The following is a 13652-nucleotide window of genomic DNA, read 5'->3' as shown; positions in this document are numbered from 1 at the left end:
TGATTTTTCATTTTTTTTTATGTTTTTTACCGCTTGTTGTCAGGATGTCTTTTACCTTGCTTGCATAATTCCAGCAGGTACTCTGCCGAATACCCAATTTCTGCGAAAGCTTATAGGAAGAGATATCGCCCTGATGGAAATGGACGAGATAAACCAGATAAAAAGCTTTATTAATTGGAATACGTACATTTTCAAAAATCGTATTGTTCAATACAGATTCTTCATAGGTACACTTGGTGCATCTTCGGCTATAGGGTGTTTTACCGGCACAATAGTTATCGTACCCACATTTTATACAACGGTATTCTTTTTTCCATTTCAACTCGGACAAGACCTTATAACAGGTCTCCTTATCTGGATATTTTACCCCAAATTCTTCAAAATTCATTTCCTTGGAAAGCACCCGATCATCTGTAATCCGTTCAATATTGGTCTGTAGGTTTTTATTATCCTTTGTCAACAACTGGTTCATCCGGCCAATCTCTTCCGACTGAGCCCATAACAGGCTATTCATCTCTTTCAGTTCGCGATTCTGATCGTTAATAATTTCGGATTTTTCAAGTAGTTCTTTTGATTTCTGTATCACTTCCAGCGTGCGCTCCTGCACTTTCCGTTCAAGATCTCTGTTGTGCTTCTCCTGGAGTTTCTCGTTGATCTGCATCTGTTCAATAACTCTCTTTTGCGCCCGCTCTTTCTTGCTTTTCAAGAGCCGAACTTTATCATGAATTGCGAATGAGAGAAAAGTCATCTCCAGGACAAAGCCAAATGTGATGCTATAATGCCCGATCGAACTGGGCAGGAAACGCGCATAGCCCAATACATAGATTACCTTCAACACAAAGCCGAGGAAAAGAAACGTATAAGCAAGCACGAAATACCGGGCTGGACGATAGTTTTTCTTCCAAAGCCATATCCCCGAAAAAAAGGCAACTGACAATGGAACGATCTCAACAAATTTGTAGATAAACCAGTTCTGGTTAAAACCTAAGCAGTACAGAAAGAATACTATTCTCAAAATAATGACCAAATCCAACAAACGATTCAATTTAGGCTCTTTTTGCTTTACATGCAGTAAGGATTTCGTAAATAACAAGGCAAAAACGCTGACACAGCAGACAAAAACTGCTGTTGCGTATTGATTGAACCAGGGATTTTCGGGCCATAGGTACTGAAAAGCAATACCATCCGAAGACATCTCGTATAGTCCTACACACAAGATATAGAGAACATAATACAGGTATTGGCGCCCTCTGACAGCAAAATACATGAGTAAATTATTGAAACTAAACAGAATAATCATCCCATAGAACAGGCCGAACGTAAAATATTCAGTCAGCGTATATTGAACAAAACGATCTAAGGTACGATAGACCAAAATTACATTGACCATCTGTCTTGATCGTACCTTAAAATAAGCCTCGTAAGTACCTTTCTGCAATGCAGGAATTAGAAATTCAAAATTCTTGTGCATAAATTGCCTATTCTCGAAATCGATCGAAGCGCCGGCCTGATAATGGACAAAACCGCCCGTTCCATTTGGAATAAATGCTTCCACCATGTCGGCAGTCTGATCGAAAAGTTCGATAATCCGGTCACGGGATATGTGTTGATCAAAAGACATTCGCACCCTAAACCAATACGTTGAGGACCGGTTGAAATTTTTTGGATAGTATCGCTCATTAGGTTTAAATTGTTCTGCGTGTTCCGCCGATCTTATTTCTGCAAATGACAGTGCATTGGTACTATCTTCAATATAGTATACTTCTGTGGTCTTAAAAATATGTTCGGCTGTACCGGGCAATAGCGCAATAGGCTTTTGACCAAATAGCAAACCCATTTGGAATAACAATAGCAATAGCGCAAATCCGCGTATTTTCATCCTTTTTACAGTATACATAGCTCGTCTCACCTCTTTCTTTTGGTTATTTATGACCGGATAGGCATTCGTATTTGGATACGGATCCTATCCGGTTTTTAGAAGGTCAAAATAACAAAATTATCAGAAAGCGTATAGTGCTCTTTTACGACCTGACCTCCACAGCTAATCAACAATCTTATCGAGCGGCGGCACATTGTTTTCTGCACCGGCATAACCCTGGTTCTGATTGATCATCCCATTGGTATTAAACCGTTGCGCGGATGCAGGTACAGGCCACAGCACATGGTATGGAGCAATCTCATAATGTACCCCCTGTACAGTAGGAACCTTATCGCGATAGAAGGAATTTTTTTCAATAATACGGTCGTAGAAGAAATTGCTTTGCGAGAAGTTGGCCATGCTATATGTTTTGCCATTATAAGCAGGGATGCCGGTCTGCGCAAAAATATAAGCAATACGTGTCAACTCTGACTTGCGTGCTTCTTCCCAAAAGAGTTCTCGTGCCCTTTCATCCAATACGGTACCGATGGTAACTTTTGCCGCATTTTGCAGTAGCGCAGCATTTGCTCTTCCCCGAACGGCATTGATATCTGCCATAGCCTGTGCCTGCTGGCCCTTCCATACATAGGCTTCTGCACGCAACAAGTATGTTTCGGCCAAGCGAAAGACATACCAGTCCGTGTTGGTTCCGCGCGGTGGATTCCAATTTGGATCCTCGGCAAATTGATTGGTTGAATTGATGAAAACCTTGTAATGAGGCCATCCAAACCAGTGACGAATGGTATCCAACGAACCATTGGTAAACACTTTATTGATATTTTCTTTTGTAAACTGCTGGATCGGCTGACCATAAAGTTTACTGATTTCGGGATCTTTTGAGGCTTTGATTGCCGGATTATTGTAAACAAGATCCGTCATATCCATCCACATTCCCTTTGCATGGCGATAATCTGTCTGATCTGTCCATATTTCTTTGGTACTGTAGTACGTACCGCGATAGCGACCGATGCCACGACCATACATCCGTGTCAGCGGGATCTCTGCGCTCACAGCATCCACAATGGCTTGCAGTCCGCCTTGTGGGATTTTTAAGTTGGCAAAATGCCAAGCTGGGACTGTATTCCGCATCAATTGAGAACCAAGATCCGTACGGCCTTGCAGCGTTTGTCGATCAATCACCAGAAACAAAGCCTCTTTATTTGCAGGGATTGCTTTGTTGTCCATGCGGTGTAAATCCCATACGACATTTTTAGATTGGTCTGCCGCGGTACTACCAAAGCGGTTTTTCATCAGGGTGTATTTACCACCGTCAATAACTCTACTGGCAGCAGCAATAGCTCCGTCAAAGTCTCCCAATGCGAGATCTATTTTTGTCAATAGGTGATTGACGGCCCCATTTGTCACTTCCCCTTTATTAACACCATCTTTAACCCAAAGCTGTGCAAACTCCAGGTCTTCTTTCATCTTTTTCAGGATAACCTCTCTTTTGGTTGAGTAAAAATCATATTTCGGAGCCGAAAGATCTTTCAACTGTAGCGGTACATCGCCAAATTCGTGCACCAATCGATAATAAAAATAAGCGCGGTAGAAATAAGCAGCACCCAAAATCTCATTTTTCTGCGCCTCTGAACTATATGTTGGGCGATCGATATTACTAATCACCGTATTAGCAGACCGGACTGCAGCGAAAAAATTGGTCCAATACCAACCAATTTTATTGAAGTCGTCACTATTGAGGTTGGCATCTGGTGTAATCAACGAAACAAGGTTCTGAGCCGGTGTTGCCTTGTCTGTTGTTCCTTCCACAGCAACATCCGAGAAGATAGATTCGGTCAACATGGGAGCAGCATCACCAAAAAATTCGCCCCGAGCAGCTTTACCCAAAGCGTTCAATACACCTTTAAGAGCATCGACATTGTTTAGATTATCCGGAGAGTACTGCGATAGCTGATCGGAGTCCAAAAAGCTCTTTTTGCATCCATGGACAGCCAACAAGGTGATTGACGCAAAAACGGCAGCTACTTTTATATTTATTTTCTTCATTTTCTTCGTTTTAATTAAAGAGATACATTCAAACCTAGTGTATAATATCGTGGCGTAGGACCGTCGTTCTGTGGATCCCAATAGTTCCAAACCGGTGCATATACCGCAGCATTGTTGACGTTCATATATACTTTCAGGTTTCTTACTTTAAGTCGTTCTGACACCGTTTTCGGCAGAGAGTAGGCCAGCGATATATTGTTCAGACGTATAAAACTATTTTTCCAATACACATTGAAACTTGTTCCGTTCGCGCCGCTTCCTAAGCGCGCATAGTCGTTGCTCGGATTTTCGGGCGTCCAATACGGTTGAACGTAAGACGTTGAACGCATAAAGCCCACACTTCCGGGATTGTTCTTCGCCTGATTAAATTGTTTTTTCTGACCCCAATTAGAAATCAACTGAAATGAAAAGTCGAAGTTCTTAAATAAGTTAAACTCATTCCGTAAGGACCAAGTAAAACGTGGGGAAGTGTAACCTATAAATTGCTTGTCTTCATCATTATAGACATAATCACCGTTTACATCCTCTAATTTAAAATCCCCGGGACGAATACTTGCTTTTGTATACTTTTTAGCCTCCTCGATCTCATTTTCCTGCCATACGCCCAATACTTTATAATCCCATATGACATCGATATCCTGTCCTATAAACCAACCGTTGCCGGGGTCATTATTTGGTGTTGCAAGACGTGAAATCTTATTTCGGTTCAAGGAGAGAATAAAATTGGAATTCCATTTGACATTTCCGTCGACAATATTGCGACTTGTCAAACTGACTTCGAGTCCTTTATTTTTCACCTCTGCCAAATTGGAATAAACAAATTGGTAGCCTGATACACTGGAAAGCGTTTGTTTAACCAATAGATCATTTGTCCTTTTACTATACACATCTACTGAGCCGCTGATTCGATCCTTGAAAATTGAAAAATCCAATCCTGCATTGAGTGAGGTGGTTTGCTCCCATTTGAGATTTTCATTTCCCATTCGCGAACCGACCACTACTGTATTGACCTCAGCCGGTGTACCGTTGGCGTCGACGGTCTGGTATTTATTGACCGTCAGTTGCGATAAAGCGGCATAAGGATCGACAGTTCCATTATCTGGATTACGAAGATCCCTGTTACCGTTGATACCATATGAAAGTCGAAGTTTACCGAAGTTTAGCCAGGAAAGATTTTTCATAAACGATTCCTCCGAGAAGGTCCAGGCTCCAGCTACAGCCGGAAAAGTCGCTCTCTTACTATTGACTCCGAACACCGAGTACCCGTCCCTACGCACCGATAAAGTCAAATTATAGCGATCCATAAGACTATAATTAACCCGAGCCATTAGGGCGTCCCCGGTATATACTTTATCCTCGCTATTGACGGTAGGCAGATTACCACTGGCCAGATTATGATAGCCAAGATAGTCCCCGGGGACAAAACCTTGATTGGCCGCCTGCGTCCACCAAGTCTGATATTTTTCAGAATTTGCCAAAAGGGTTACATCCACATTGTGGATTTCAGCAAATTTCCGGTTCCATTTCAGGAGATTATCGATCTGCCAATTATAACGCGTTTCCTGATCACGACTTGCCGAGCCTCCAGCAATAGTCACATTGGGATTTGCTGAGGAGTTATGGTTGAAGGTACGATACATATCAATCCCGGGACTAAAGTTGAACTGATAAGTAATACCAAAAGGCAAGTTCACTTTTGCAAAGAGACTTGCAAAAAGGGTATTCTGCTTGTTCATCCGGTCATTGTAGGTCATATTTAGAAAAGGATTACGGGCATTCAATCCGCTATCATCGGTCGGAATCCTTCTTAATGTACCATCCGCATTGTATTTATCACCATAAGGCGATAGATTTGTTAACTGTGCCCAGTCGGCCTCAATTGCTCCCTCGTCGCGATCAGCATATTGCACATTGGCCCCCATACGCAGAAAGTTCGTCACCTTACCCTCGAGATTCAATCGTGCCCGAAATGTACTGAATTCACCACCTTCGATCAGATTTTGATTTTTGTTATACCCAACCGACATGTAGTAATTGACATCTTCCTTTCTTCCGCTCATACTTACCGTATGATCCTGACGAATTCCTGTTCTAAAGATCTCATCGTACCAATCTATGGTCTTACCCGCCATATAATTGGCTTTTTCATTCGCCACTAGACCAAGCCTATCTAACCAAATATCTACTGGATCCAAATCTTTATTTCCCCCAGAAAGCCATTGATCAAATGTCACGTCGGAAGGGAGGTTACGCGGATCGTCATAGAAATAGGATGGCCTTGTACCACCAGCTCTTCCCACATCTGCCCGCCATTTCAGAAAACCAGGGCCATCGTAAACACGTTGATTACGCGCTAGTGTCGCTAATCCCCAGTTGGTATTCGCCGTCAACACGGGTTTATCGCTTGTTCCTTTTTTGGTGGTAATGGCAACTACCCCTGTAGCAGCTTTAGCACCATAAACAGCCAATGAGCTCGCATCCTTCAGAACATCTATGGTTTGTATGTCATTGGGGTTAATATCAGAAAGCTGACCATTGTAGATGATCCCATCCAATACGATCAGTGGTGAAGTCGAGGCACTGAGCGTGGTTTTACCACGCACCAATAGATCTCCGCCTCCCTTCGCAGAAGTATTTTGTGAGACGCTAAGACCTGCGATATTCCCTTTTAGCAGATCCGCAACACTCTGCGGGTTCTCGTTTTCAAGCTGTTCAGCTTTTACACTTGCAATGGAGCCCGTGACATCCTTCCGGGAAGCGGTTCCATAACCGATGACAACAACTTCGGTCAATTCGGTATTGCCCGAGTCCATGGTTATATTCAACGTTGTCTGTCCATCGACGTCCTGCTCCTTATTCAGAAAGCCCACACTTGACAATACAAGCGTAGACTTAGGAAAGACCGCAATAGAGAACCTCCCCTGGTCATCCGTTGTCGTTCCCCCAGAACGATTTTTCAGTTTGATAGATACTTGTGGAATTGGCTTCCCTTGGCTATCCACTACAGTACCACTGACTGTCCGATTTTGTGCATTTGCCATATAGGTACATGCAAGTACACTTGTAATCAGGAGCGTTAATTGTTTGGCCATAATTTATGGAAATTTAGCGTTCAAATAATTGTTAATTGGGTTATTTATGGAAGCTAAATTAATTCGATCAAATCAAAAAAACAACTAAAATAAAGTGTAAAACGCTGCAAATTAGGTAGTTATAAAAAATAATAATACACTTAAATCCCAAGTAATTACATCCTTAACTGATTGATCTACACAGGTTATATCGAAAGGAAATAGCGATTATTAATACGGTATATCAACAAGCAATATTTTTTGATTTTTCTTGTTCGCCATTTGGTCTTATTATTTTTAGCGCTCGCGAGCCGGCAGTACATTATGATCATGGCTTAAACGACAATGCCGATGGCATCAATGCTTTCAGCGCAAGGATAGGCTTTTCACTGCATTTCTAGAATGACTAAAAAATAAAAGGGGAAATAATTATAGTAATCATTTCCCCTTTTTCTTTTTAATATCCTTTCTTTTTTAATGGATACCTTTAAAAATTCTATTCCACCGTATTTTGGAAAGCCCATTGCCATTTGCGTTCCAGCTCATCCAGGTAAATAATGCTTTTCCGACAATATGATCCTCAGGAACAAATCCCCAATCCCTCGCATCGAGCGAGTTGTGCCTATTATCTCCCATCATCCAATAATAATCCATTTTAAAGGTGTAGGAATCTGTTCGATTTCCATTGATATAAAGCCCATCCGTTTTCTTTTCCAACAGGTTATTTTCATACACCCGTATGGCTCGCTCATAGAGCGGCAATGTCTGTGCATTCAGTGGAATAGTCATGCCCTTTCGAGGAATAACAAAGGGGCCGAAATTATCATAATTCCATTTGTATTGTGGGTCGTTCGGAAAGGTATTTGCTTCGGCTTCCCCAGGTTTACGCAAGTTCATTTGCATGGATTTGACATTAGACCAGGATTTCACCATGGCTGCCTGATCTTTCGTTAAAAAGATTACATAAACGCCGGGCTGAATAGCAGAGACTTCTATTCCCATATCTCTTAGGCGCTGTTCGTCCAGACCTGCCTCATCTGTGATCACGGTATAATCCATCTGGCTTTCCGGGGCTACAAAACCTGGTTTGTCGTTCACAAACAATACTCCTTCTGTCATGCTAATTTTATCCCCAGGCATTCCCACGCAGCGTTTAATTAAATGTTCGCGTTTATCGACTGGGCGGGTCTGAATTGTAAATTGTTGATGTACTGCTTCACGTCCCATGCTACGCACCAAGTCATAATAGGGCAGGTCTTGATTTTCAACAGCAACGGTATCACCAGCAGGTGCATTAAAAACGATCACATCATTCCGTTTTATTTCTTGAAATCCGGGCAATCGTTTGTAAGGAATTTTAATGAGTTCGGAGAATGCTTTTCCTCCTACTAATGGCATCGTATGATGTGCAAAAGGAAAGGCTATAGGTGTATTTGGAATACGGGGGCCGTAATTTAGTTTACTGACAAAAAGATAATCTCCAATGAGGAGAGACTGTTGCATAGACCCCGAAGGAATCATAAATGCCTCCAATAAAAAACCACGAATCAAAGTTGCAGCGACAGTCGCAAAAACAATCGCATCCGCCCATTCTCGTACCATCGATTTTTTATAGGGATATTTCTTCTTATAGTCTATATACGATTCATGAGAAATTTCCAGTTCAGATTCCTTTGTCGCCACGCGACCTTCGGCATGCGCTGCTTTCAGATTTTTGGCATATAGCCCATTCAGAAATTGCACGTTTTTATCTCTTCCCCAAAGTGGCAGTACGATAAACGGAACCAACACCGCGGCGCAGTTTTCCCAAAATCTTCTTTTTCCAAAACAATGAATAAAATCAAGGTAGAGATTATAAAAAACAAAAACATTGACGATCGGAACAAGCAAAAGGATAAGCTGCCAGGTCTTCTTACCGAGTATACGCGATTGGATCCACTGACTATAGACTGGCACAATTCCCTCCCAGCCTTTGCGCCCTGCCTTTTCAAATAGCAACCAAAAGCCATAGGCTGCGACTATAGTCAATATAATAAAGATGGTAAGTATCATAAATTCGTTTTAATAAATAAACAATCGCTCTGTTGATTCCGGAGAGCTCTTCGATTTTTGTAATTCGTTATATCGCATGATGTATTTAATAAAAAGATCATAATCATACTTTTTTTCATTTTCAAACTCAGCAAACAACTCCGGTTCGTCATTGATCAATTTACCAAAAGTAATGGGTCTTTTCTTTTTCACATCACTAAACCACCCATTATGGTTGCTATTGATTTCAATGACCTCGCCAGTTGATTTTTTCAATGCATAAGCATGTTTATATTTATTGACCATGATATTTCCCATCGTACCTGCACCACCACCAATAGCTATCCCGGCTCCACCACTGACCTTCGTTTCCGAAACATAATATGCAATAATTTCTCCATCAGCCAGTACTTCTGCGAAAGTGGGATTTTGATTGAGCCCCTTCTGAATTCGATACATCTTTGGAGATGTTCCAGGCACCACTTCTAGTCCATCTTCTACATAAGAGGGCGCATAAACTTTCTTTTTGGATTGCCAATATACACGATAGATATCGCCTGGCTCAAACGTTAACTTTTCTTTTTGCTGATTCTCAAATTTGAGTTTTTGATCTTTTACAGAGGAGATTTTCCCATAAAGGGTATCTGCATTCATAAGCACTAAGTAGTCTAAATTTTTGGCGACTTCCTGTGCGTGAGCTGTGATCGAGATCCCTACACAGGAAGACAAAATCACGGCAGTTAAAATTGATATGGCTTTCATTGGACTCTGTATTTGTCAATAGCTTATGCACCTATTAACCTATTTTGATTGTATTAATGATATACTTGGCACTCTCCGTCCAAGCTTCATGTAAAACTACATAAAAATATGAAATTCAAGTTCGGCCTTCGGAGTTTTAACGTTTGTTAGCATTTTGTTTTACTAGGCGCACTCCTACAATATCGTGCAAAGATTTTAGGGTCCCTAAAAACGATCCCTAACAATACAAGTCGATACAGCCGTATTTCTCAAGCAACAACAGCTGTACTGCAAAAAACAAAGCCACATCATTTTCGGTGATGTGGCTTAACTGATTGCTTTTGCAAAAAGATTAACTTTTATATTTACTTTCAAATGCTGTGGATGCTTGATTGACACCATTGCTCATATTTTCAAACGCTTTATTGATATTTTCAAGCAATGCAGACTCTTTAGCAGCATCAGGTGTCTTATTTTTTCGGAGTTCAATCAATTTCGGATAATCCTCCGTAACGATTTTTTTATACCCATTTAAGCCATCAAGAACTGCTTTTTGGAATGTCGCATCGCCTTTGAAATCTCCCAGATCTTCGACTTTCTTGATATCATTATTCAAAGATTTTTCCCAATCTGCGCGGACCTGTTCGGCTTTCGTATAATCGGAGCCATTCATGGCGGCATTCATGTCTGTCACATGTTTTTCACTACTGTTGATCACGGTAATAATTGAATTGTTGTATGCTGCAGGATCTTTTTCTCCCGAACCACAACTTGACATAGTCAAAACCGCTGCGGTCAACATGCCTGTAATAAATTGTTTAATCATATTGATCTATTTTGTCGTTATATTTCAGTATTTAATGCTCATTTACACAAAGATAGCCTTCATAACAACTGAATTTCATCACGGAAATCAGGGATTTCTGCAGCTATTCCCAGCTAAAGGGACATTAACTGATTGCGAAAGTTGTGATTGCCATTACGTTGGTCAAAGCGGTCTGCGAGTTGATCCGCCAGTTTCCCATAATGATCAGCCAATTCGCTTGCGGTGTAGGTATTTTTCCCTTGAAAAAGATTGTGCTGATTGCCGAGCTCAAGCATAAAAGATTCATCAGGGCCAAAGTTCCTCATGGCTTCACAGATATAGCAGGCCAACTGAAACATGGATCGATTGTGGGGACCATCGGCCCAAGGCAAAAATCGTTCGATCCATTCCTTGGCTTTACCCGTATCGGTATAGGAAAAATAGGTTGCTAGTTTAATAGCCGAAATCAAAATTGCGGAGTCCTTTTCTTTCTTAAACGCCTCCTTTTCTGCCAGCTGCGCCATTTTATCGGCCTGTTCAGTATCACCTTGCTTAAGACCTTCATATGCCAGGTTCACGGCCGTACGCAAAGGGACATGCGAACAGGTAAACTGGCCTTCAATTAAAGGTAAGGCTTTATCGACTGCTTGGCTATAGCCATCCTGTAATAGTGTTGCTGATACTTCTGCATCCATTTCACAGGCTTCACAATCGCTCATGTCATCTCTTTGCATAGCATTTACGTTCTTCAATGCGCGATCGATGGCGACAATATCTTTTTGCGCCAGCGCATCACTCAGCTCCTCATTGTATATGGCACGCTTACCATAACCGTTGCGGATCAATCGTTGTTCAAAGTCGCGCAAAGCCGCTTCAATCTGCTCACGGCTGACAGCAGGATTATCGTATAATTCGGACATCATCCATTTGTATTGCCACAAGAAGTCTTCTTCATTAAAGAGTTCAGGATTTTCATCGTAAGCCTGTAATATCCACGCAAATGCAGGTAATGACTCGGTTGAAAAAGCAAGGTCTATCTCTTCGCTGATTAAATCTAAGCGAAGGTCATATCCCCATTCAATATCTTGATTTTCATCTGCAATCCGAATAGCCTGTGTCAACAGGTTAACCTTTTCCAAGGTATTGTCTACTCGCGCAATCTGATTGCGAAGTTTCTGAATTTTAAGTGTATACATCTAATTACTCCCTCTTTTTTTTGAGTATATTTACTTTTTAATATATTTTCTATGCAATACAAGGAAATCCGTACGCGGTGGAGTATACTCAACCACTTTAAAGATTCACAAAATTATCCAGCCCCATGACGATGAGGCTTTTCAGGGCCTCATTCATGACCTTCATTTCCCGCTCCTGGACAGGGTACTTGCCCAAAATTAGCGCCTGCACGTAAAGCACTTCCATAACTGAACGAAGCATGTAGACATCTTTTATATCCATTAGTGTTTTGATCAACGCATTGTCAGCATTTAAACATAACGTATTCTGGATCTTATTCGGCCTCGATGTCTTGAGTACCTGGGCAAAAGGATTTGCATTTTCCTTTAATTGGCTAATCGTATTCTCTACATTATTTTGCTCCATTTTTGTAAAAATAGCCGGCGTATCAATCGGTTTAAACCGTCTAATTTCAAGGACGCAGCTATAATCGTCTAAAATGCGCTGCACTTCTTTCTGAAAAGAAACATAGTGATTGTGCTCATCTTCATGAATCGGCTGAAACGTTTCCAGAAGCTGATTGGGCGACATCTCTGTTATCTTATAGTCGCGATATTTTTGTTTGATCCTGCGGAGCAACTCGGTATCAAATGTGTAGGACGCATTCACAAGAATCATTCCCTGTGTATCGGCCATACGGTCAATCTGTTTGAAATCTTCAAAATCAGCACAGTAATAGAGCTGTTGCTGATGATCAATGATATTTTGAAAGCTTCGTTGTCCGCGATTGGTTTCAAACGGAATATCTGCCAAAAATATTTCTAGAAAGTCCGGATCTTCGAGCGCGAAAGCTTTCAAGTGGAGATAGTGAGTTTGGATAATGCGAATATATATATCGAAATCGATCTTCTTCACCTGTTGCAGGTACGTTTTCAGCACAACAGCTATTTCCTTTCGAGCCTGCCGTAGTAGATCATTTTTCATCAAAGACTCCCGTGAAGCGGTAGCACTAAGTTCCTCTGTGTTGACAAGCATCCGGACAAAAAATGCCCAATTTGGCAAAATAGATTGATCTTCTTCAGCAAGAAACATGCGCTTCAAGTAGATACGGTGACGCTGCTTGCTGCTAAACTGCGTACGGAAAGGTAAAATATACAATACCCCCTTTGCCTTTCCCGCCGTCGTTTCAAATGGAATTGCATCTAAAAAGTTGACATGAAAGAGTTCTTTTCCAACAGCCAGCAATTCTGCTTTCGAAACTAATGAAGCAAGCCATTTGGGTTCTTCTTTATGAATAATCTTTTCGGTAGTTCCAACTACAATCGAAATGTTTTCTCGCAGCGCATCTCCATAAAACTTGATTTTTTTCTCAAAATAATCCGCTTCAAAAATATAGTTGAATTGTTTTTTAGGGCTTAGGATAACACGTGTTCCGACAGGAATATCTTCAGTAAGCCGCTCGATTTTATAGTCCCCTTCAGCTCTTGCGGTCCAACGTAGAGGCATTTGTTCAAGAGCCGATTTTGTTTCCACAATTATCTCATCGCTGACCACAAAACAAGAAAGCAGTCCAATACCAAACTTACCAATGAAATCCTGAGCATCCTTAATATCCTTACTCTTTGAACTCTCGCCTATAACCGACAAAAACTGATGAATATCGGTCTCCTTGAGGCCTATTCCATTATCGCTGAACAGAAACTTAGGTTGTTCAACACTTGGGAGCTCAATCGTTATTTTTCCCTGATGCTGTTCATCCAAATGTTTCAATGCTGTAATTGCATCCACGCCGTTTTGAAGCAGTTCCCGAATAAATGTATTGGGATCGCTATACAGGTGCTCTGAGAGCAGTGCGATCATTCCTTTCAGATTGACCTGAAAGGAATAGGATTTTTCTTCTTGCATG

At 41.3% G+C, this 13652-nt stretch carries 8 protein-coding genes; all 8 read right to left on the bottom strand.

The window, feature by feature from the left end; translation table 11 throughout:
• Nucleotides 1-7: 7 nt before the first annotated feature.
• On the bottom strand, nucleotides 8-1879 hold the full coding sequence (locus BV902_RS02900; protein WP_172840635.1) for a 7TM diverse intracellular signaling domain-containing protein: 1872 nt from the start codon (nucleotides 1877-1879) through the stop codon (nucleotides 8-10).
• Between the two features lie 162 nt (nucleotides 1880-2041).
• On the bottom strand, nucleotides 2042-3922 hold the full coding sequence (locus tag BV902_RS02895) for a RagB/SusD family nutrient uptake outer membrane protein (RefSeq protein WP_075990709.1): 1881 nt from the start codon (nucleotides 3920-3922) through the stop codon (nucleotides 2042-2044).
• A gap of 14 nt (nucleotides 3923-3936) precedes the next feature.
• Nucleotides 3937-7014, bottom strand: a complete 3078-nt coding sequence (locus BV902_RS02890; protein ID WP_075990708.1) for a SusC/RagA family TonB-linked outer membrane protein — start codon at nucleotides 7012-7014, stop codon at nucleotides 3937-3939.
• A gap of 453 nt (nucleotides 7015-7467) precedes the next feature.
• Nucleotides 7468-9045 carry a signal peptidase I gene (gene lepB, locus BV902_RS02885; RefSeq protein ID WP_075990707.1) on the bottom strand — a complete coding sequence of 526 codons (1578 nt, stop codon included), beginning with the start codon at nucleotides 9043-9045 and terminating at the stop codon, nucleotides 7468-7470.
• 9 nt (nucleotides 9046-9054) lie between these two features.
• The gene (locus BV902_RS02880) at nucleotides 9055-9786 is read right to left on the bottom strand and encodes a hypothetical protein (RefSeq protein WP_075990706.1); all 732 of its coding nucleotides are present in this window, start codon (nucleotides 9784-9786) and stop codon (nucleotides 9055-9057) included.
• 331 nt (nucleotides 9787-10117) lie between these two features.
• Nucleotides 10118-10591, bottom strand: a complete 474-nt coding sequence (locus BV902_RS02875; protein ID WP_075990705.1) for an LIC11966 family surface protein — start codon at nucleotides 10589-10591, stop codon at nucleotides 10118-10120.
• A 113-nt stretch (nucleotides 10592-10704) separates the two neighbouring features.
• A complete protein-coding gene (locus BV902_RS02870; RefSeq protein WP_075990704.1) occupies nucleotides 10705-11766 on the bottom strand; it encodes a hypothetical protein in 1062 nt (353 codons plus the stop codon).
• 97 nt (nucleotides 11767-11863) lie between these two features.
• A complete protein-coding gene (locus BV902_RS02865) occupies nucleotides 11864-13651 on the bottom strand; it encodes an HSP90 family protein (protein WP_075990703.1) in 1788 nt (595 codons plus the stop codon).
• Between the last annotated feature and the right edge of the window lies 1 nt (nucleotide 13652).

It is taken from the genome of Sphingobacterium sp. B29, assembly GCF_001952815.1.
GTDB classification, from domain to species: domain Bacteria; phylum Bacteroidota; class Bacteroidia; order Sphingobacteriales; family Sphingobacteriaceae; genus Sphingobacterium; species Sphingobacterium siyangense.
Note: the sequence above shows the minus strand (reverse complement) of the source record. Positions and strands in the feature narration are given on the sequence as shown.